Raw genomic sequence first — 22,208 nt, 5'->3', positions numbered from 1 at the left:
AGGTAGTATTAATTTTTCTGAATAGCGCGTCCAGCATAACTTAAGGTATTCATGAATATAATTGTAGTTAGTTTGGTGTTTGGTTGGGTCTTCGCATGGACCTTTTTATTGTTAATGCGATACAGTTCAAAGGTTCGTGCTGCTTGGGAAGAGCCCGTATTAAAGCATCCCATATTAATTTTTGAAAGCGACGATTGGGGGCCGGCAGATACCAAGCATTCTGATTTTTTAAAAAAAATAGAAAATCTACTTGGCAAATACATTGACCATACAGGTAGGCACCCAGTCATGACCCTGGGTGTTGTACTCGCAATACCCGACGCAAAAAAGATAATAGACTCAAATTATCAAAGCTATTATGCGCGCTTTCTGAAAGAACCCTGCTTTTCTGAAATCAAAGACCAAATGCTGAGCGGTCTCAATCGAGGGGTATTCGATCTTCAGCTTCATGGTATGGAGCATTATTGGCCGGGCAATTTGGTTGATGCTTATTCCAGTGAGAACGTCAGAGACTGGTTGTCATCATCCGAGTTTCCTGAATCCGAAGGCTTACCCTCGGCACTGCAAAGCCGGTGGATCGATGTGACCCGCTTACCGTCAAAGCCAATAAGTACAACGCAGATCAAGCAGGCTGTCGATAAAGAAGTTAAAGAATTTCTTGAAACTTTTGGCATACCACCTAAAGTAGTCGTACCGCCGACATTTATCTGGGATACTCAAGTCGAAAAAGAGTGGCTGCATAACGGGTTGAAATATTTAGTGACGCCGGGTATCAAGTTTAATGCTAGAGACGAACGAGGCAAGCCTGTAGCGAGTGGAAAGAGGCTATTCAACGGACAAAAGTCCGAAACAGAATTGATTTATATCGTCAGAAACGACTATTTCGAACCTTGCTTGGGACATACATCGGAGCAGGCTATACAGGCATTAGGGTTGAAAAGCCAACTGGCGCAACCCACTTTGCTGGAGATTCATCGAAACAACTTTACGCAATCGCCGGAGCAAAGCGAAAATGCTTTGCAGCAACTTGAATCGTGTATTCGACTTGCAATCGAGAAATATCCAAACATTAAATTTTTATCGACATTCGAATTGGCCGAAATTTATACCGGACCGTCCAGAAAGTCCAATGTCGACGATCGAATCTGTACTAGATTTATCATGTTTCTAGAGCGAATCTGGGCAGATTCCAGTATCAAAAAATGGCTTATCATTAGTGGCCTTGCTCTACCCGTTTGCGGATTGAGACTATTTAGAAAAATAATATGAAAACAAAAAATTTATTGATTATAACGGAATTGTTTTTACCGACCAAGGGCGGATCGGCTGTTTGGTTTGACGAAGTCTATCGACGCCTTGGCGGTAAAAATATTCATATTTTGACTGCCGACGTACAGGGAAGTCGCGAATACGATGCCAATCATCCTAATACCGTCCATCGAGTGAATTTACAACGAGTTTGGTGGTTAAAGCCCGAGTCCTTGGGTATGTATGCGAAATTATTTTTTAAAGCGGTGCATATTTGTTTATTCAATAAAGTCGACGCCATTCATGCGGGCAGAGTTCTGCCGGAAGGGCTTGTTGCCTGGTTAATAGGCAAATTATTTCGTAGGCCTGTTGTCATTTATGCACATGGCGAAGAAATCACGACTTGGCGACAACCCGCTAAATTTAAAGTGATGCGTTTTGCTTACAAGCATGCCGATAAAGTCATTGCCAATAGCGATTTTACAAAAAACGAATTACTTAAATTAGGCGTTGATGAAGCAATCATCAAACCGATATCGCCCGGGGTCGATATAGAAAGATTTAGGCCTGGACTGCCGTTTGACGACTTACATAAAACAATTAATTTAAACAAAGGGCAAAAACTGATTTTGTCGGTTGGCCGTTTGAGTCGTCGAAAGGGATTCGATCATGTAATTAAAGCACTACCTTTTTTACTCGATGCGGGACTCGATGTTCAATATGCCTTGATAGGTATCGGCGAGGATAGAGACTATCTTATTGACTTGGCAAAAAACAACAACGTTTTAGATCGCGTACATTTGTTGGGACATGTGGAAATGGACGATTTACCGAGATGGTACAACGCCTGTGATGTATTTGTGATGCCTAACCGTGAAATCCAAGGCGATACGGAGGGTTTCGGCATGGTGTTTTTGGAGGCCGCAGCCTGCGGCAAGCCGGCTATCTGCGGCAATGCGGGTGGGACCGGTTCGGCGATTATCGACCGTGTTACCGGGCTAAGAGTAGAGGGAGAGTCGATCGAGACTATTAAACAAGCATTGCAAGAGCTCTTGAGTGATGCAAATCTTACCGGGCAATTGGCGATTAATGCAAAGGAAAGAGCTAGACAATATTACTCATGGGAGTATGTGGCGCGGTTGACGTCTAAACAAGTTTTGTAGTCAATTAACACTAAAATAAGTGGCTACTACTAGTGCTCAGTCAATCTTATCTTGACGGATAAAAGTAATCCGTTCGTCCTGAGCCTGTCGAAGGGTGAGCGGATTTACACTGAGCTAAACGGTTTTTACCCGACATTGTAAAAATGACTGAGTGCTAGTAGTCTTAGCGATCAGTTCTATGGCACTGATCCTCTCATCTTTTCTTACGGCTATTTTTGCGTTGGTAAATGAATCCTCTTGAGTAATTCAGTTCAATTAATTGAATCTGTTAGTACCCCTACCATTAAACCGAGGCTTAGACGCCCTTTGGTCAGTGGAGCATAAAAAAATGCGATTATTAAATGTAAAATCGCTTGTACTTTTAAGCCACAACGCGCTTCCCATTTGGCAAAATCGCATAACATACCGGCAAAGCTTGAACGCCATAAGCTTCCTTGCGACTTTTTATCCAGCAACCCTCTATTTTTTTTCATGACTTTGATCGCGTTTTCGCGCATGGTCGTCAAATTTCTGCTCATACTATCCGGGCGCTTCGTAATCACCGTTAACGTGTCGGGAATACAGCGATATTCGGATAGCGCCGCATAGCGCATCCACATATCGATATCTTCCAGACTTTTCAACGTTTCGTCGAATCCCCCCGCTTTTATTTGCAATTCCTTTCTCACCATCACGCTCGAACCGCTACCCGCTACCGAGGCATTTTGCTTGAATAATGTATGCAGCGTCGAGTATTCAATCACGGGGCATTGCCAATCATTGAGAAATTGGCCGTCGGGCGTTTCAACACGCGTGTTGGTCGAACAAAAGCCAATGTCGGGATTCTTTTGTAAAAAATCAATTTGTTGCGATAGCTTTTCCGGGAGCCAATAATCGTCGGCATCCAGGAAGGCGATATAGTTGCCTTGCGAAGATTGAATGCCGGTATTTCTAGCATGGCTCAACCCGCCGTTTCTTTGAGAAATCAGTCTGATTCTTGTATCGCTATAATTTTGAATGATTTTTTCGGTATTGTCGGTACTGCCGTCATTGACAACAATCAACTCGAAATGACTGTAATATTGCGTCAATACGCTATCGATCGCCTTGTGGATAAAGGCTTCCGCATTGAATGCGGGTATGACGACACTGATCAAATCATCCGCATCCGGTGTATTGCCTTCGTTCATAATGGATAGCCTAGTTGAATCATCAATGATTCAATATTTGGTAAAATTTTTTCTATCGCTTCCGGATTTTGACTTTTCCATTTTTCTTTTTTCGGCGGCCCGTTGACGATACTGGTTGGACGTTTATTTAACGTTGCACAATGATTTTTTAAATCGTCGGTAAAAGGAATCTGCAGCCGATCGAACACCGATTGAAACATTTCAACGGGTGCTTCGAAAATATCTTCATATCGCAAATGAATCCATTTATCGTCAGCAATGAGGGGCATGGCTTCCAAAGCCATCTTATTAGCAGTAATCCATTGATAGGCACATGCTTCTTCGAGTGGCGCATGGTTATAATCGCGCCACCCGGGAGGAAGGAAAAAGCACCAATCATCAAATTCACCGTCATTGATGCTGACCGTTTCCGGTAATTTGCCTAGATACTGTTGTAGATTGAACCGGCCGCGCTGTTTCCAACCTTCCATCAAAGAACTGATGTTGTCCCGTCCATCGCGTTGAATATAAATGAAATAAGCGTTCGGAAACAATCGATGTAAATAAGCAATGCGCATAACATTGATGCAGCTTTTATCGACGACCTGTCCTTTACCTAATCGAGAATAGAAATAGGCGCATGCTTTCTGCCGATGCCCCGGATGCGCGTCGTGCTCAAAGGCGGCTTCCGAAGACCAGTTTTGGTTCCAAGGGCCATGCAGACTATGCCAGAATTGAGGGATTTCGTACGGAAACGAAAGCAAATCTTTAGATGCTCGTATTGTTTCGAAAGTAACGGTCGTTCCCGCTCTAGAGCAGCCGACTAGAAATATAGGGTCGGGAAGGTCCGGCTGAATTAAATAATAAATATTTTCCAGTGCTTTATAACTTAGAACGTGTAAGTTTTTTTTTATAATTAACGGATCGAGCAGTTTAAATATTTTTGAAGTCGGCATGATGCGTTATCTCTTTTTTGCCATAAGAAAACCTTTAATTTCACCCAATGCGGCCGCGAAGCGCACTAAAAAAAAGCGACGTTTGGCGCGGTTCACATTGAAGAGAGCATGCCCAAGATAAGTCATGATTTTTCTAATTAAATAAAGCGGAAAAAGGCCCGTAAAATTTTGTGCCTTTTCATCCAAGCGGACTGTGGAAGCACTTCGCTCATACGCTTTTTTTACCAGATAGAGTAAGGTAAGTCTTGCCGTGTCGACGTAATGATATTGAATCAGATCGGGCAAGTAGACGAGTCGCGCTCCCGTTTGAAATGCGCGTAAGACCCACTCGATATCTTCGGCTCCGCCCAAATTATGACCAATTGGTCCGAATTCGTTCGAAAAATTGCCAACCTGTGCAAATAACGGTTTTTTTATCACCAAATTGCCGCCGCCTGGTACCGCTATATCACGGGTTACTAAAATGCTTTGCTCGCCTAAATCAAAACGAGGTACCGGTAGCGGATAAATACGGTATTTCCCTTGGTCATGGACCCACTCAGGTTCTGAGCCGTCCCAGTCAGGGAGAATTTTTCCGCAAAAAAAATCGGCGTCAGGGTGATTTTGTAAAGCCGTTTCAATAGCCAAAAAATAATTGTCATCGACGCGATGGTCATCGTCGATCATGGCTATGATGTTGCTTTTTAGAAGCGGAAGCGCATGATTTAAAGCATTGGATTTTCCCGGTTTCGGCACTTCAACCCACCTTAGAGGAAAGCTATTAGGGTCGTTCTTGTGCTTGTAGAGTTCTAAAAACTGATGTGTGTTATCCGTGCAAGCGTTTGCAACAACAAATAGTGAAACGCTGAAATTATTCGGTTTTTTCGTGTTGTTAATGAAATCAATAGTTCGTTGAAGTAACTGAAATCTATTATGAGTACAAATGATAACCTCTATCGATTTTTCAAGTTCATTAGGCATTTTATATTGATTAATTTTTTATGAGGAATTAAAAATTTTCCACTCGAAATAGGCTATATTTTTGAATGGCAATAAAAAGTTTTTGGATCAACTGAATGACATTGAACACTATTTCGCTTCGATTGAGTGCAAATAACAATAGTAGGCTTCATCTTTTTTTCTATAAAAAATCGACGGTAATCGAATAATAACCTTAACTTGTGCAAATCAAGCTTTTTCTTTTTCTGTAACCGACAATCATGCCAAATGCGTGAGACGCGTTCATTGCTTGTCGAAGTACGCCTGAATTCCCGGTCAAAAACATAGAGACAGTTTTAAGACAATGTTTCATTAATTGTCCGACCATAAAAGGTGGAATGCCTAAAAAAGTTCGTGGATAATCCGGGAGTTCATTCAAGGCTCTTCTCAAGCCGGAACGATAGTGCAGCTTAATAAAATAAGAGCGTTTAAGTCGCCACGGCTCGACATCATGGAGTACACACATATCCGGATTATAGAAAATGCGACGATTTTGTTTTAGCCAACTTCTAAACATGGCGGCATCTTCACCTCCGCCGATTTTTCCTTTTCGGTCGTAACGATGATCGAATCTTAAATCAGGATTTGCCCTGAATATCCTCATATCATAGGCGATATTTGCAGTCCAGATAGGCGTTGTGTCATATTTGATCTGAAAAGATTGGTTGCCATAGTCAATAGCCGCTAGAAAACCTAATAAATCGTCGGTAAGCCAGGAGGGTCTTTTATGGGTAGAAAAATCCATCTCGACACGGCCTCCAACGCATTCGGCGCCATCGTTCAAAATACTATTGACCGCTGATTCGATGAGTCCAGGCTGTGGGATTTCGTCATCATCGATAAAAATCATGATGTCTGAATTCAATGACTCTTCAATGGCTCGATTTCGGGCGGCAACGATTCCCTGAACGTGTTCGGTAACAAAACGCAGATGAGGGCCGGGCAGGTGTGCTAAACGCTCAAGTTCTTCCAGGGTGTTATCCGAGCTATTGTTGTTTATCGCTAATATTTCAAAAGGCAGCGAAGCGCTTTGCTGTCGAATTGCGACGACTAATTTGTCGAGCCTTTCGGCACGGTTGAAAGTACAAAAAGCCAGGGTTATTCGTTTATTCTGCATGCGGTTCGTGCCGTAATTGAGTAATCAGTTTTCGATACAGAGAAAACGGTAGGATTGACGGTAATAAATATTTTATGTCTTTTGTTTTAAAGTGGCCCATCAGAAACAGTTTTCGAAAGAGATGGTGCGAAGTCGCCAAGTCTCCTTTCCAATAGGATACATAAGCTTTGTGCAGTAATTCGCCGTTAGTTATTTCTTTAAGTTTATCCTTTCCGAAACTTTCGGCAATTTCGGGATGTGATTCCAGGTATTTAAGCTGAATGCGCCAGTGATTCAATGCAATCCGTAAACGGTTTTTGGTAATTTGTTCGCCGTCATGGTGGTGATAGTAAGCCAAGACTTCCGGAACTAGGACGATTTTGTTGAAAGAGGCGATTCTGAGCCACAAATCGTAATCCATGCATGACGTCCATTGTTCGTCGAATCCACGGGCAGCATCGATCGCCGATTTACGAGTCAACGCGCCGTGAATCGGCCAACGGCAACCGCGTAACAGCGTCTCGATTTTGTCCGGCTTCTCGTAGTCGGGTGGTATGAAAGGTTTACAGCGATTGGGTTCTAATCCAATGTTCTGCCAACCGCAATAGGCAATCGATGCATCTTTATTGTTTTGTAAGGCTCGATGAAGTTTGGACAGGCAGTCGGGGTGCCAGCTGTCGTCCGAATCGAGAAAGGCGATAAATCGCCCCTTGGCATCTTTGATGCCGTGGTTTCTAGCTGGCCCCGGCCCCTTATTCGGTTGATCGATGACACGCAATCCTGAATACCTATCGGCAAGCTTTTTCAGTATCGCTAACGAATCGTCGGTCGAACCGTCATTGACGACAATCAATTCGAAATCCTTAAAGGTTTGCCGGTAAACGCTGTCAATGCTTGTTTCTATGCATTTTTCGGCATTGTAGCAAGGCATGATGATTGAGATATGTGGGCTTTGCGACATGGTTTTGGGGTGACTGGTCAATTAACCATTCCATTATGGTCCATGTGGGTGAATTTGTCAGGTCGATCGGCGGTTTTCTTTTGCGTCAAGGTTGAGGGGTCAGTTTTGTTTTAAGGCGTTTCAGATAGTAGTTAGCCAGTTTTTTCAAACTGACATCATTGTCTGCAAAGTTTAATTTGCGCGCTAAAACGCTTGAAGTATCGCCAGAAAAAACAGTGACACGTCGAATCAGCAACGGATTATCATCTTTTTTAAACCAGCCGGAGCGAGTGCTACAAGCCCATTGATAACCGGCTGCCTGGACGGCCTGGAGTGTATCTTCGTTATATCGGCCAAAAGGATAGGCAAACCCGGTAACGGGTTTTTGCACTATATCTTCCAGTATCTGTTTGGATCGGGTGAGTTCGTCTAATTGTTGCTTAAAAGGCAATTGAGATAAATCGGGATGGGAACAGGTATGCGAACCGATTTCCATGCCGGCATTCGACATTTCTTGTATTTGATCGGCAGAGAGCATTTTTGTTTGCTCAGAAGGCGGTCTCATCCATTGCGCATGTTTGCCGATACAATCCGTGGTGATAAACCAGGTGGCTTTCATCCCGTTTTCAACTAATGGCAGAAACGCATTTTCGAAGTTGTCGGCGTAGCCGTCGTCGAAAGTCAGCGTGACAGATGAGGAGGGTAACGCTTTGTCTTCTAACAGATCGCTGATTTTCGCAAAATGCCAACCGTTTTTATCTAAATAAGCCAATTGGCGTTGAAACAGACAGGCTTGTAGCGAATAGTTTGTTATAGGGTTCGCGGTGGGCGTTCCGTGGTACATCAAAACGATAGATTGATTGGTAGACGTCATCTTTACACTGTTTTGTTTTTTAGACCATTTTAAAATGCGCTGTTGCCATATATCTAAAAATCCAATTAGGTTTCAAGATCATAATTTAATTTAAGACCTCCAGTTGCATAACCTGGATGATGATCAGCAATAGGGCGAATTTTGAAATCACTTTTAAAAAATAAAGACGTTGTTTCAGCATGGGCATTGAGTGGGCTTAATCCAGAAAAGTCAATTTCAAAAAAGCCAGCATCTCTTAATATTTGGCACGTTTCAGGCAACCAGTCCGAATTATCGACGATCAATAAGCCATCGGGTTTGAGATGTGACAATGCTTTTTCAGTGCATTTTTTTCGAGTGCTGAGTTTGCTGAATCCATCAATAACAATAACATCATATTGGTTAAGTTGATCGATAACATTAATGTATTTTTCAACTTGATCAGGCATGACGTTGTCATTATCAATTTCTGAAAGTATAATTTGACAATTATTCGGTTTATTTTGTGAGACTATTTCATACCATAATTTAGAGTTTTCAATACTGGTTACTGATTTAGATCGAGCAGCCCACCATTTTGTTGAATTTCCACAGCCGTATTCCAATACGTCACAATCAGAAAAATCCCATAAACGTAATTGTTCTATCGCTGGATAGGTATACCAAGGAATCGGGTTGCCATTGCCATCGACACATTGATTTTCTTTTAAAGAACGTAAATAACCGTATTCTCTTTTGAATAAACGCCAGGCCAACAAGCTTTTATGCAGTTCTCTCGGGGTTGATTCATCTAAAAAAACACTAAACCGGTGTAATGTGTAAATTTTTTTTAATATGGTGGATAAATTTGCCAAATATCTAATTAAATTTTTTATCATTTTTGAGTATAATTTTTTATTATATGAAATAATTTTATTTAGTGATTTTATAAATATTTATTAATTTTATATTCCTGTCGTTTTAATCATCGTATTTGCTTGTGCCATAAGCTAAGAGATAGGATTCGTGTAAAGAATTCGGGATCACTTTCCCCCCATTCCTGTGTAGTTTTTATCCATGGATTCCATCCTAGCAATTCAGTGATTAAGTCAATCGTTTCTTTTTCCATCGAAAGCCATAGATTTTGAATGACTGGGGAGTGGCTTATTACGTATGACCAGTTCGGCCAAAGATTGTGACTTGCATAAGGAGGGATAACAGCTTGTTTCTGAGAATTTCCTAGTTTTTCCAAAATCCATGGTTTCAAAATTGTCGCATTGATTTTGGCTAGTGAAGAACTATTAATCGCTATCCCGGTATTGCCGTTTGGAATATCATTCGCTTGCTTACATAAATGTGCAACGGCTTCATTATACAATTTTCCGTTGAGTTTGAGTGAAATAGGTATTTTTAAGTATAGGTTTAATAAATTTTTGTCGGTAAAAAATGGATCCCACGGTAATGTTCGATGACATAAGCTACGTGCTGCAAAACTACCTATTCGAGATACAGGATTTAATCTCAGGTGCTCTATTGTCATCAAATCGAAATCATTTTTCGGGGGAGTTGTAACATTTTGGTATAGCTCGCTGAGTCTTTCATCGACTTTTTTATGCCATTGTTCTGCAACCGGTCTGTGCCATAAATAATATTTAAAATCGAATTTTCCACGAGTTACGTAAGGCAATCTTTTACCAAACAACGTGTACCATTTTTTGTTTAATAACAGCCCTTTGAACAGGCAGTCAGCATAACAACCTGAAATAATCGAACCGAATTGCATTTTATTGATTTCGTCGAGACCTCCATGATAATGACCGTCGGTAAAATTCCACATTCCGCCGGCTATCCGCATTACCTCACTGGCGACTCTCGGATAATAGTCGAGGTCTCTTTGTATCAACAAATGCTCCGCTTGTGCGCGGTTGGCTAACGATTTGGCCACTGCCAGTTCCCGATTGTCTCCATCATAAAATGTAATGCCTGTTAAGCCGTTACGATTGGATGCGGCAAATAGCGGTATGCGGGAGTCGGTCCCGCCGCTCAAGAACACGCCGACCTTGCCTAAAATCGGCTGAGTTCTTCGTTCGACGGCTTTACTTAATCCCTCGGCGAGTTCGAGGGTGAGTTCAGTCAGTTGTGATTTTGGTAAGGGCTGCGGTTCGGGAGTCCAGTACCGTTGATGATTGAAGTGTTTGTTTTTGAGATTCCAGGTATATAAAGACCCTGAATCCAATTCTTTAATTTCCTGATAAAAAGTGTATGGGTGAACCCCTTGGCTGGTTCGCAACAATTCGGCCATCGTAACAAAATCGGGCGTCCAGCTGTTAAGGTTTTGTGCGAGTGCGTCCGGGTGTGTACAAAGAATGAATTTGTCAGGATTGTCTATTCCGTAACCGTATATAGGATAGATGCCGAGTCGATCGGTGCATAAAGTAAGCTGGGCTTTGTTTGCTTCATAAATAATTACGCAATATCCGCCATTGAGTTCTGTCAATGCGGATATGCCCAAGTTTTGGTAGCGCGATAAAATTTCATGAGCGACCATGGCTTCGTATTCATTATTCTTTCCGAGTTTGGCCCATTCTTCGGGCTCAAATGCAACGCGACCGCCAAGTAAAATTAAGGTATTAGTCGTGACATCATGATAGGACGCCCATAGTTTTCGATCGTCGACCCGCGTACAAACCGCAACGAGATTATTTATACTAAATTCCTGGCTCCAACTATTTGCCGCGAATTTCAGTTGCTGGGCAATCTTCGCCGGATTTATTTGATTGTTGCAGCTTGTAGATAATAGTAAGGATGACATACAAGTTAATAAGTTGTTTTATGCTGCATTTGCAGTCGGAATTTTTAAAAGTTTTTTCCAGCGCGCCGATTCGCTTTTTAGTTGTTTAATTGGCCAATAGAGAAACAATAGCGCATAAGTTATTCCGCCCGCACTTGATTGGATTATGAGATACTTTTTTGAATTAGATTCGACATTGTACAAGGTTAGAAAATAATCGCCTATAGCTAGTGTGGTGGCTAATAGTAAGTTAAGCTGAATGGCCGGATCTAAGGCAGTGAGAAATTCTTTAAAAGTCGCTTTTATATAACGAGCAGCAAAAAAAGACATGGTAAACGATAAAAATAGTATCGCAGGAATAATACCAAGAGAGACATAAAATAAATTGTTATATTGAATACCATACCAGCATCCTATTGCCGTTAACACAAGCGCTAACGATTGTAGTATTATTTCGACTCCTAAATGGTTGTGAGCTGCCAATACTGCGCCAGCAGTATTCATTAAGCAGCTGAATAATCGAGAAATGCTGAATATTTGTAATGGGATTGCCGCTAGTTGCCATTTTGGTCCATAGACAGTCATTATAAAGGGTTCGGAAAGCCAAATTAAAGCGATGTAAAAAGGAAAAGTGTAAACCGTAACTAGCGTAACCGTGCGTAAGTAAATATATTTACTCTTGTCGATATTATCTTGGGTCGAAGAAAGCGCTCGGAATACCGTTTGATAGGCCGATCCTGCAATAGTCTGTAATGGAATTGCGCTAGTGCTGACGCCTTTATTGAATAGCCCGAGCATAGTAGAGTCGAGCATTTTTCCTATCATGAAGTTAGGCGTTTCTCGCCTTAAATATTCTATGATGTCGTTGATTGTCAATTTGATGCCGTAGCCGCCTAGTTGCTTGGCAAGTCTCTTATCGTAAGCGAAATAAGGGACGGTTCGGCTGTGAATTATGAAAAGCAGCGCCGATAGAAAAGAGCCGATCAATCCGCCATAGATCAAGCTCCAGACGCCGAGTTCCTGCGTTGCCAGAAAAATGCTAGACGTGCTCGATACGATCAAGGTGAGTAAGCTGATAATGGCGATCGATTTAAATCGCATGTCGCGGCTTAATTTGGCGCGGGAAATGTTGACGAACGGTCTTATTAAAAAATTGAGTGTAGATACGCGCAGTAAGTCGGTATATATCGGGTTATCCAGAAATCTTGCAATATAGGGTGATGAGTAATAAAAAACTCCATAAATAATGCTGCAAATGAGTAATTGTAACGTGAATACAACCCGATAATGTCTGGCGGAAATATCTTTGGATTGAATCAAGGCCTGGCCCATGCCCCCGCCGGCAATGAAACCGGCAAAGCCGGTGAATACTTGCGTCATTACCAGTAGACCGAAATCCGCCGGTACCAATAATCGCGCTAAAATGATACCAAAAAAAAACTCTAATGCCCGTTGACTAACATTGCCGGTAAATAGCCAAAGCGTCCCGCTTCTGATGGATGTGCCAAGTTGCATAGTTTTTTGTTATTCCTTGGTTAGTTTTTGTAAGTGTTTTTTTAAGGTTTTCGAATTCGGGTTATATTTAAGACCCTTCTTTAAGATGGCAACGGCTTCTTTTTTATTGTTTTGCTTGAGATACAATTTGCTTATAGCGGCATAAGGGGGGGCAACTTTGGGGTTGAGTCTGATGCTGTTTTGGTAGGCTTTCATCGCCTTTCCTGGCTCTTCCAAACCTTCGTAAACGCGGCCTATATCGAATGATATTTTAGGTTGTAAGGCAAAATTTGGTGAGGAGTGCTCTTTTGTGTATATCATTTGGTTGAGGCTTGCCTGGAGCGTTTGCTTTCTTTCTTTGCTTTCGATTTTACGACCCGCTGCATTGAACAGATGTAGACCATAGCAATAATGGTGTATATGAATGAAGTCTTTGCCGAGACGTTTTTTCCATATTTCAGTACTTCTTTCATCGCCAACCTTATATCGTGCTTTGCAGTATTCAGGTATTAACGAAAAATCGATTTCTGACTTCCAGTTTGCATTCACAGGAAGACTTAAGATCATAAACATTATAAAAATAATCTTTTTTAAATAGCGCATTTTATAAGCCCATAATTAATATGAAGTTATCTATCTTGTAATATATATTATCTGCCTGGCTGTAATTATTCACACCCCCTATCGTTCCTACGCTCCGGCGTGGGAATGAAGACCGAGACGCTCTAGCGTCTCGTACCGCTGGAGCGGTACTCAGGCGTTCCCACGCCGGAGCGTGGGAACGATAATTTTCGGGGGACTGAATAATTACGCCTGGCTTGTACAGGATTGGCATTTTGCGGTCGATTATTTAATAATACAAGGGTTTAAACTTTTCTTGAAGTTGATCGCATAGTACTCTAATTTCGTTTGAGATATGGGGCGGTGTTCTTCGTTTAATTGAGTGCGCGAAGACATCGGATATCATTCGCGGTCTGTACTCTATCCCTATAAATTGGCATATTTTTTTTATATTAATTTCCGGCTTCGTAACTAAGTCTTCGTAAGAAATTAATAAAACTCGTTGGTCTTTATCAAATTGTTGATCAAAGAACAGGATATTGCGAAAGTACCATTGTAACGCAGAGGCGGATGAGTCGCCCATGCCTTCGTGGATTAAGTCTTTTAGTTTATTACGGGTCTTATCGGTCATGCCACGTCCAAGCCATTCTTTGCTGCCTTTATGTACGATTCGAATGACTTGTTTTTCCATATTGGGAAAAGACTTCAACATGGATGCCACGACGTCGTCATAAGATCTCACGATCCAAATAACTTTTGCCGGCTTAAAGTATTCCATGAGTTCTTTAAGATCTTGCAGCTCACATAGGGCCTTGATGATGAATTTTGGGGCACGCGATTGATTTATCAACTTTTGAATCGTGTGTCGATCGCGCATTTGATAATTGTCGAATGCGCGTGAATCGCGTTCGTGGTAAACATCGGTCTCAAAGCTTTTCTCTATTATGTCCATAAGCATGTTGGTGCCGGAGCGTTGCATGCCGGCAATAAAGACTCGCTCTTGGTTTTTTTTGTTAAATTTCGGGGTTAACCAAAGTCCTTTTTTTAAAAATAGAAAAATAATCCGACGGATTTTAGGTATTAAGTGAGAAAGTTTATTTTTCATATAACTGTGAAAGTTCTTAGATCTGGTGCCCTTATCTATTTTTTCGATATGCAAAACTTTCATTTGCCGGGGCGATTGCCAGGGCTTCACGAACGTTAGGTGGTTTTATGCCTTGTTAAAAATATAGATAAAACCTTGCACATGGAAGTCCTCTATTTTTTTGACGACTTTTAGAATGGGTTGAATAGTAATTGATTAAGCAGCCAGTCGCGTATTGTTTTGAGATGGTCGGTTTTGTTGAGTTCGACCGGAGGGCTTACTATAGATAGTCTTCCGGTTCGGCTGCATTTGCGCCAAGCTAGAGTCTTGCGCTTATCCGGTTGGCCATATTGGTGGCTTGGTGCCGTCTTCTGTATTAAAATACTTACGGTCGTACGTTATCTCCCTGTTTCTACTGAATTGGTTTTTTATACATAGTTAGTTCGGTTTGAGTAAATTATTAGGTTATTTATTAAACCAGGTAACTCGTTCTTTTAGGTCTATGTTTTTCAATAATCCGTTTGCCAACAATTGTTCCAAGTAACGTTCTTGACCGCCTTGCCTGTCTTTGACTTGATAAAGCTTGCCTTTGCTTTCTTGAATCGTTCCAAATTTCTCGCCGCTTTCCAGTTTATCGAAAAGTTCGCAAAATGCCTGAGTGCTGCTTTTTACCGCTCGCCAGAATAGCTCGAGTTCGGTATCGGTTTCTTTGACTTCGGGGCTAACGTGGGCAATCAATTTGCCGGTATCGATGCCGGCATTGATGTAATGGATCGTGCAGCCGACTTTTTCCGGCTCTTGATTGTAAAGCGCCCAGAATGTGCAGTCGGCGCCCCGGTATTCGGGAGAGAGTCCGCCATGCAGGTTGATAATTCCGAGCCTTCCTTTTTCCAGCAGCGGCCCTTTGATCAGTGACGTACCGAATACCGCGATGACGTCGGGTTGATATTGGTCGACGATGGAGAGAACCTGTTCGTCGTTGATGTAAGGGACTTCGATACGCAATTCCGCTCGGTCTAGTTTGGGCTCATTTTCGCCGAAATAGTATTTGGCTTCCGGATTGCCTTTGTAACGCTTACGGTCACGCAACCAACGTGAGACTTTTTGCCAAAGTTTTTTAGGGTCTTTGAGCAGTTTAAATATTTTGCCGATAAATTGATGGCTGCCCGTTTCCTGAATGATCGCCTTCGGTTGGCAATGCCGGCAAAGTTCGTTCGCAAAGTAAATGTGTCTCGGCGATTGTCCGCATAAGATAATCACTGAAAGATTGGACATTTCTTTAGCTCCTGGCCGTTTCGGGAATCGGTTCGCCCGAGATTCGTGTCATAAGTGCATCCGCAAAAAATTTGGCGGCCCAGTTAGGATATTCGAACATGGAATAGCGTCCCCAAATCGGCGCGGAGCCTGCTATTGCGCCGTCTCTATGATCTTTTTTGCCGGTGATGGGTTGATTGGCTTTTAGATATCGAATACCTGCATCGGCATTTTGTTCGAGTTCTTTCAGGTTGCAGGCTTGTGACAGTCTTAGCCAAATAATGCTCATTTGTGCGAGACCGGTTAGGCAGCAATAATTGGCTTGCTGTTGCCAGTTATCGGCATAGCGACCCGCCAACCAACCGTCTTGCCGTTGTTGTGCGGCTTGTGCTTTAGCGGCTTTAATCGCGGCGTTGAGCATTTCTTGGTTCTCTAGCAGTAACCCACTTTCCATAATGCCGCGAATAGCATAAGCGATGTTGTGCGTAAATGGTAGGCCGTCGGCCGTAAATGCGTTCGTTTTAAACCAACCGGATGGTGTTTGCTGAGTAAGCGCCCAGCGGATATTTTTTTCTGCCGCGTCAACTAAAGCCTTTTCGTTGGCAATTAGGCCTGTTCTCAGTAAGGCCCAAGCCGCTCGGGTGTTGTAGGTATGCGGCGTATCGTTATGGACCGATTGTCTCCAGCAACCGTCGTCGTCTTGTTTCGATATCATCCACCGGCCGGCATTGACGGCCGCTTCGAGGCATTCGTTGCGCTGGAAATTAAGGTATCCGGCAAGCATGCCGTGCATGATTTGCCCGGTGTTAAAAATGACGGGTTTGCTGCCGGATTCGCCGAAATGGCCCGGAAACGAGCCGTCCGGGTTTTGAATCGAGAGTTCCCAGTCTATGATGCGTTGTGCACGTTGGGCGAGTTCCGATTGTTTTAGGATTTTTTCGGCAGCCAGAAACGTTTCGACGATATAGCCGCTGGTTTCCGGATAACTGGGCAGCCAGCCGTCTTCGAAACTCCAACCCGCCGAGACGCCGCCTTGGTCGGGTTGTCCGGTGCGTTGATCTTGAGCTCTGCATAACCAATCGATTGCGGCCTTAAGATGAACTTCGTCCGAGTTGACCGGCTGTTTGCTCAAACCTTTTAGGTCGTCGACAATGATGCTGAAATGTTCCGGGCGCCAGGGTTTGTATCTGAAGGGTAGGGCGATCAGTTTTTGGAGTGTATTTGCCATCGCTTTCTTATTATTCTTTCAAATTGAACAGTTGTTTCCACACTTTACTTCACTGCCTTTAAGTTAAGTTGTCATGCCGGCATGGATTGCCGATATCCGGATTACATGGATGTATTCCATGCTTGCCATCCTCGGCGCTGGATTCCGCCACTCCCTGGCGCAATGACGGGGTTAATTTCTGTAATTATTTACACCCCCCTATCGTTCCCACGCAGAGCGTGGGAACGATAATTGCCAGGGGACTGAATAGTTACTAATTTCTTATTGGCAGTGATACTTTACTTATAAATATAACGGTCGGTCTAAAGTCGCGATCTGGGGATCGCTCCCACAAGTAGTTGTTGAAATTTGTTGTAGGTGCAACGTCTTTATAGCGAATTGGACAACGGTCGTCTTAAATAATGTGTTTTCATTTTAGTACTAAATTAAAAAACAGTTTGAACTTTTGAGACGACTTGTCTTATTTTTCCCGATGCTTCCGGCAGAATCTCTTCGATTAAATTTATTTCGGTGCTGCATGTTTCGCCGAAACGGGATTTGAATTTTTGATCGATGCTGGTTTTCGCTTGGTTGGTCCACATAGGATTGGCCACGATCTGAATTTCAAAGCGGTCGATGTCATGCTGAATGATTTTGAATCGTTCGACGCCCTGAGTTTCACGTAGTACATAAATTGCGGCGAGGGCATGCACGATCGAGCCGTTCCGATGGGCTAAAAAGTCGGTGCTGCGGCCGGAAATTTCTTCGATAACATGCAGGCCTCGACCGTCTTTATCCGTTTCTTCGGATAATTTCATCATGTCGCCGGTTCGGTAGCGGATGAAAGGTTGGGCTTCCGAGCACAAGCCGGTCATGACTGCTTCTCCGGTTTCTCCGGGTTTTACCGGGTTGCCTTGAGGATCGAGTATTTCAATAATGATGCTTTCGCTCATTTGCAGCATCTGATGATGGCGGTTTTCATGCGCAGTGAAGCCGATGTCGCGGCTGCCGAATTCGTTGGCGACGGGTACGTTAAAGATCTCGGAAATCAGCTGTCGTTGTTCCTCATAAAGTGGCTCTCCGGTCGTGCAAACCACTTTCAACTGTGGTAACTCGACATGCTGGTTTGTTTCTTTGGCGTATTTCGCAAGTAGCGCAACGCTACTTGCATAACCGTAAATGCATTTCGGATTGAATCTTTGTATTGCCGACAAATAATTCGACATCATTTCTGGTGACATTTGAAAAGCGTTCAATACTAGTTGGTTTAAAAGCCTATCTCGTATGGTTTTTATTCGATCGGTTTTGTTGAGTTCTACAGGTGCTCCCCATAAATAGACTTCCGGATCGCCGACATCGACCCCCCACCATCGTCTGGCGCGGATGCGTCCGGCGGCATCTGACGCTTGGCGATAACGTCCGAAATGGAAGATCAGCGGTTGACCGCTCGAGCCGCCCGTCGTGTATCGGAATATGCCGCCCGGTACATTAAGCCATGCCATTTGTTCGCCATGCTGCTGGGCGTCTGTTTTGGACATCGGTGGGAGTTTTTGTAATTCGGCAAAAGTCAGGTTTTCGAGATCGATGCCGGATTCGTGGATTCGTTTTGCATGCCAAGAGCAATGAGTTTTGGCGGTTTTTAGCAGCGTTTGTAGTTTTTTTATCTGTAGTGCTTCAATTTCTTCTCGGGACAGCCATTGGGTTTTTTCCAGTTCTTTTAGATAGGAAAAAGTCGGTCGGTTCAAGAGTTTTTCTTGAAGGGGATATACGATATTCCGGGATATGAAAGGATGCATTGTTAGTATTATTAGAAAAATGTGGCGGTCTGGTTTAAAGGTAGCATAAAGAAATCAGTGACCAAGAGAGTTTTAAAAGTAAGTATTCAGATCCTCTTTGCTGTTTTCCAAACTACGGTTTGGGAAACTTTGCACGTAAGCTCTTGATTACCGGTTTCGAGAAGCTGGAGCTTCTCGAACTGCGTTCCCAAGCAACGAACTTGGGGACGAGCGAATGTACCTCAAAAGCCTGCCATCCATGGCACTGGATTCCGCCAGTCCATGGCGGAATGACGGGGGCTGTCCGGACATTTCGAAAGATCATCACCGCAATTGAAGCAGACAATAATGAGCGTTATTAAAATTTAAGGATGAAGTATACACAATGGTTATGTATCTTGCGGCGCGAAGCTAATGTAATTTTTAGATTTCAAAAAGGACAGAGTATTAGTTGCTGTTTCTAGAAGCATCGGGACTAAGTCCCTGCCGCGTGCCAACGCTAACCGAAATTCTTCCGGATCTGTCATATATTCATGTACCATTCGGTTTCTTAATCCTCGCGCCTCAGACCAATCAGCCACGCTAGGCAACCAGCCCAAACGTTCAGCTCGGCCCAAATTATCAAGCGTAGTGCCCAAGGTTTCCTCTTCAATCACCAACACTAAAGGAATCAACTTATCGCCTAAGGTATCTTGGAGACGACCGAATCGACCGACGAAAGCCTCGACTCTTTCAGAGAGATCTATATCTTGCTCTAAACGGCTAATCCAGCTCCAATCATCTTGAGCAAACAGCCGACTGGTAGTTTGTTCTAGGTGTTTACATTCTTTTGATACAATGCTCGCTAGAGTCCGTAGCTTAAGAACTTTATCATCGGTCAACATAATCTTATTCCCTGCTTCTTGGCCACATCATGTATTGGCAAATTTGCGGTATCGATGTCTTTAACGAGAATATCCAGGCGCTGTTCGCCTAAGACCATTTGGATTTTTGCGCCTATTTGGCAAGCAGCAGCCACCCGATTCTCTAATTTACGATTCACTTCGATGAGCAGATCGATATCTCCTCCACGCAATTCATCGTTGACTCTGGAGCCAAACACCCAAATTGCAACATCATCGCCTACAATCGATTTAGCTTTATCGACAATCACTTTAACCATTTGCGTGGTAAGTCGCATATCATAAACTCTAGCTTTTCAGGGGCTTAACCTCTTTTATCCTAAAAAGAGCAGTTGGCAAGTGTTGTAGACCGTTCGTGCTGAGCCAAGTCGAAGCCTGAAGGGTCTACAACACTTTCACCGGCTTGGTGAAGCCTCAAACTACCGTTCACCCTTCGACAGGGCTCTCAAGAAACAGCTAATTTAGTTATTCTTAATCAATAGGTTACAGGATAAATAAAATCATTAAATAGGCCTTCAAACAGCTTGAGGCACGAGGTCAAATCCGAGTGTTTTCGCCTTTAGTTGAAGATACTTAAGGGTACGGTCATGGAATTTCGCTTCATATTCAGCTTGTGATTGCTGAACATACTCGGTGCCCTTCGTTAACATGGCATAGATTAATCGGGCTAATTTATGCGCTGTGGCGGTGATAGCTTTTCCTTTACCCAAGCGAGCCGCCGTTTTTCGGTAATAGGCGCCTAATCCGCATTGGCTGCGATGCAATCCTTGCGCCGCTAACTTAAGCGCACGCGCCACCCGGTTAGGTATCCGTTTGCTAGCGCCTGAAAGACGTTTGCCGCCTGAGATTCGGGTCCCTGGGCATAATCCCAGCCAGGAACAAAAATGCTTGGCCGTTTTAAACTTGGATAGGTCCGTACCTAACTCCACCAAAACTTTAAGTGCCGTGCAAACATCAATACCACCAATCTGGGTTAAATCAACGCCTGCCCATTCCCTCAAAGCCTCCTGCACATCAAAGCCGGGCGCATTCTTGCCGCCTCGCTTGGTTTTGCCTTTGGCCGTTTGCACGTCTTGACGACGTAATGGAGCAATGAGGGTCTCCAACTTCGCGTCTGCCTCAGCGATTAAGGCTCGATAGGTGTCATAAAGCGATAAGGCTTGCGACAAGCAAAATAAATGCTCTGCTTTCCATGTTCCTTCCAAGCTCTTGGCTATTTCAACTTCACTTGCCTTGATGCGGTAATTTCGATGTTTGGCCAGTTCGATAGGATTTCGCTCCCCGGCGACAATGGCTCGTATGATGTTCAGTCCAGTTTGTCCAGTGATATCCGTGATGACATTGGTTAATTGCAGGTTCATCTGTGTCAGCGCTTTTTGCATGCGTTGTACGCAACGCGCTTGGTCTTGCAGCAACGTGTCGCGCTGGCGCGAGACGGCACGTAACGCGCAAACATCCGCAGGCGGGCGAAATGCCGAACTGAGCAAACCAAAACTCATCAATTGCTGGAGCCACTGACAATCCAGGACATCGGATTTACGGCCCGAGACATTTTTAACGCTACGCGCATTGACCAACATCACCTGAATGCCATGTGCTTCCAAAACCTCGAACACCGGAATCCAATAGACGCCTGTTGATTCAAGCGCGGCTATCGTAATGCCGCAGTCCAGCAACCACAAGGCTAGCGCATTGAGATCTTCGGTATAACAACCAAATTCCCGCACCGACTCTGTCGCGCGATCCGCCGGAACCGCCACAAAGTGGCTGCGGCTACCAATATCAATACCGGCCGCATTGGGATACTGAATATTCAATACTTTGCTGACGCGCATAGCCATGGGCATAAACTCCTGATGAAAGTTCATAAATAGCCTTGCCAGCTGGGGACATCGTCTTGCTCATTCTCTCAAGCGGGATGCAAAAGCTCACCAAAGTCGCCGACGTCACCAAACCACACTCAGACAACGGGCAATTAGCACCAGTGCTTATTCGGTCTTTGCTGGTAAGGTCCATATATAATACACTTTCAACGGTAGCCTTCCCCTGTTTCTTGCTAACGCCATGCGACCGAAGGGCGCTTACTTTGCTCAGGGCGAACGGTAGTTTGAAGCTTTCAACTGCTCTTTTTGGTTCATGTTCTTCATGGTGAATAATTTTTTTACGATGTATTCGCCAATACTTTCACAGTCTCAGGAGCTTGGGAAATAGCAGATATATGCGTCCTAAACGTTTCGATTATGGCTAAAGCAAATCGAAACGTTTGGGGCGGGTTGAATAAGCCGCCCCGCAGGCGTTACTAAAATCTTACCTGCGACCAAACAAAGCGATGGTTTTCCGCTTCGCTGCTACCCATCCTACGGATCACTGCCATTAAGTTAAGCCGTCCATGGTTCGACAGGCTCACCACGAACGGCTTAACTTAATGGCAGTGATCCATGGCCCTGGATTCCGCCGATTCTTGGCGGAATGACGCGGGTTTGCTTTAACTTAACGGCAGTGATCCTACAGCTGGGGATAGTTTCCACAATGGATGATGGAGCTGTTACCAAATTTTCGGTGAAAATTTGCCGTCGTTGCGGATCAAGACGGTGTTGCCGCTTTGGGCGAGTACGTATAGGCCTTTTCGGTAAGCATAGCGGGCAACGTCATTCGGCATGACCATTGCTGCAACTGCGCCCATTAGTTCGACATCCCGATATTTGGGCAATAATCGTTTTTTCATCGTTCCTACGCTCTGCGTGGGAATGCATCCCGGGACGCTCTGCGTCCCCAGAGG

General features: G+C 43.7%; 20 protein-coding genes. 2 read left to right on the top strand and 18 right to left on the bottom strand.

From position 1 onward, the window contains the following. Window positions 1-288 precede the first annotated feature (288 nt). Both METBU_RS23735 and METBU_RS0108515 read left to right on the top strand, forming a co-directional pair. A complete protein-coding gene (locus tag METBU_RS23735) occupies window positions 289-1,269 on the top strand; it encodes a hypothetical protein (RefSeq protein ID WP_138767114.1) in 981 nt (326 codons plus the stop codon). Further along, window positions 1,266-2,411 (top strand): glycosyltransferase family 4 protein, encoded by a 1,146-nt coding sequence (locus METBU_RS0108515; RefSeq protein WP_017840214.1) that lies wholly within the window; start codon window positions 1,266-1,268, stop codon window positions 2,409-2,411. Before METBU_RS23735 ends, METBU_RS0108515 begins: the two co-directional genes overlap by 4 nt. 251 nt (window positions 2,412-2,662) lie before the next feature. Here METBU_RS0108515 and METBU_RS0108510 read toward each other — a convergent pair whose 3' ends face one another. The 18 genes from METBU_RS0108510 to METBU_RS28035 form a co-directional block, all read right to left on the bottom strand. After that, window positions 2,663-3,580 carry a glycosyltransferase family 2 protein gene (locus METBU_RS0108510; RefSeq protein ID WP_017840213.1) on the bottom strand — a complete coding sequence of 306 codons (918 nt, stop codon included), beginning with the start codon at window positions 3,578-3,580 and terminating at the stop codon, window positions 2,663-2,665. Then, window positions 3,577-4,515, bottom strand: coding sequence for a sulfotransferase family protein (locus tag METBU_RS0108505; RefSeq protein WP_017840212.1), 939 nt, complete (start codon window positions 4,513-4,515; stop codon window positions 3,577-3,579). The genes METBU_RS0108510 and METBU_RS0108505 overlap by 4 nt, the downstream gene beginning before the upstream one ends. Window positions 4,516-4,521: 6 nt before the next feature. Continuing rightward, window positions 4,522-5,475 carry a glycosyltransferase family 2 protein gene (locus METBU_RS0108500; RefSeq protein WP_026130111.1) on the bottom strand — a complete coding sequence of 318 codons (954 nt, stop codon included), beginning with the start codon at window positions 5,473-5,475 and terminating at the stop codon, window positions 4,522-4,524. Window positions 5,476-5,668: 193 nt separating this feature from the next. Continuing rightward, window positions 5,669-6,610, bottom strand: coding sequence for a glycosyltransferase (locus METBU_RS0108495; RefSeq protein ID WP_017840210.1), 942 nt, complete (start codon window positions 6,608-6,610; stop codon window positions 5,669-5,671). Next, window positions 6,600-7,550, bottom strand: a complete 951-nt coding sequence (locus METBU_RS0108490) for a glycosyltransferase family 2 protein (RefSeq protein ID WP_017840209.1) — start codon at window positions 7,548-7,550, stop codon at window positions 6,600-6,602. Before METBU_RS0108490 ends, METBU_RS0108495 begins: the two co-directional genes overlap by 11 nt. Window positions 7,551-7,635: 85 nt before the next feature. Continuing rightward, the gene (locus METBU_RS0108485; protein WP_017840208.1) at window positions 7,636-8,403 is read right to left on the bottom strand and encodes a polysaccharide deacetylase family protein; all 768 of its coding nucleotides are present in this window, start codon (window positions 8,401-8,403) and stop codon (window positions 7,636-7,638) included. 65 nt (window positions 8,404-8,468) lie between these two features. Next, entirely contained in the window at window positions 8,469-9,260 is a 792-nt protein-coding gene (locus METBU_RS23730) for an O-methyltransferase (protein ID WP_017840207.1), read from the bottom strand. An 86-nt stretch (window positions 9,261-9,346) separates the two neighbouring features. Then, a complete protein-coding gene (locus METBU_RS0108475; protein ID WP_017840206.1) occupies window positions 9,347-11,173 on the bottom strand; it encodes an asparagine synthase-related protein in 1,827 nt (608 codons plus the stop codon). An 18-nt stretch (window positions 11,174-11,191) separates the two neighbouring features. Continuing rightward, window positions 11,192-12,667, bottom strand: a complete 1,476-nt coding sequence (locus tag METBU_RS0108470) for a lipopolysaccharide biosynthesis protein (RefSeq protein WP_017840205.1) — start codon at window positions 12,665-12,667, stop codon at window positions 11,192-11,194. Window positions 12,668-12,676: 9 nt separating this feature from the next. Beyond that, window positions 12,677-13,249, bottom strand: a complete 573-nt coding sequence (locus tag METBU_RS0108465) for a tetratricopeptide repeat protein (RefSeq protein ID WP_017840204.1) — start codon at window positions 13,247-13,249, stop codon at window positions 12,677-12,679. 247 nt (window positions 13,250-13,496) lie between these two features. Continuing rightward, a complete protein-coding gene (locus tag METBU_RS0108460; protein ID WP_026130110.1) occupies window positions 13,497-14,312 on the bottom strand; it encodes a sulfotransferase family protein in 816 nt (271 codons plus the stop codon). Between the two features lie 444 nt (window positions 14,313-14,756). Further along, complete coding sequence (locus tag METBU_RS0108455; RefSeq protein WP_017840202.1) at window positions 14,757-15,566, bottom strand: formyl transferase; 810 nt, start codon at window positions 15,564-15,566, stop codon at window positions 14,757-14,759. A gap of 4 nt (window positions 15,567-15,570) precedes the next feature. Next, window positions 15,571-16,773: a prenyltransferase/squalene oxidase repeat-containing protein gene (locus METBU_RS0108450; RefSeq protein ID WP_017840201.1), complete on the bottom strand. Its 1,203-nt coding sequence runs from the start codon at window positions 16,771-16,773 to the stop codon at window positions 15,571-15,573. A 425-nt stretch (window positions 16,774-17,198) separates the two neighbouring features. After that, window positions 17,199-18,497 carry a phenylacetate--CoA ligase family protein gene (locus tag METBU_RS0108445; RefSeq protein ID WP_201764849.1) on the bottom strand — a complete coding sequence of 433 codons (1,299 nt, stop codon included), beginning with the start codon at window positions 18,495-18,497 and terminating at the stop codon, window positions 17,199-17,201. Window positions 18,498-18,916: 419 nt separating this feature from the next. Then, window positions 18,917-19,411, bottom strand: coding sequence for a hypothetical protein (locus METBU_RS23725; protein WP_017840199.1), 495 nt, complete (start codon window positions 19,409-19,411; stop codon window positions 18,917-18,919). After that, window positions 19,405-19,689 (bottom strand): nucleotidyltransferase domain-containing protein, encoded by a 285-nt coding sequence (locus METBU_RS0108435; protein WP_175421668.1) that lies wholly within the window; start codon window positions 19,687-19,689, stop codon window positions 19,405-19,407. The genes METBU_RS23725 and METBU_RS0108435 overlap by 7 nt, the downstream gene beginning before the upstream one ends. Window positions 19,690-19,944: 255 nt before the next feature. Then, a complete protein-coding gene (locus tag METBU_RS0108430; RefSeq protein WP_017840197.1) occupies window positions 19,945-21,270 on the bottom strand; it encodes an IS110 family RNA-guided transposase in 1,326 nt (441 codons plus the stop codon). Between the two features lie 704 nt (window positions 21,271-21,974). Next, on the bottom strand, window positions 21,975-22,208 hold a 234-nt coding region (locus METBU_RS28035), incomplete at its 5' end, for a hypothetical protein (RefSeq protein WP_235726395.1).

The sequence above is a fragment of the Methylotuvimicrobium buryatense 5G genome (assembly GCF_000341735.1).
In the GTDB taxonomy this organism is placed as follows: Bacteria; Pseudomonadota; Gammaproteobacteria; order Methylococcales; family Methylomonadaceae; genus Methylotuvimicrobium; species Methylotuvimicrobium buryatense.
The sequence above is the reverse complement of the archived record's forward strand: the minus strand, read 5'-3'. Positions and strand labels throughout refer to the sequence as shown.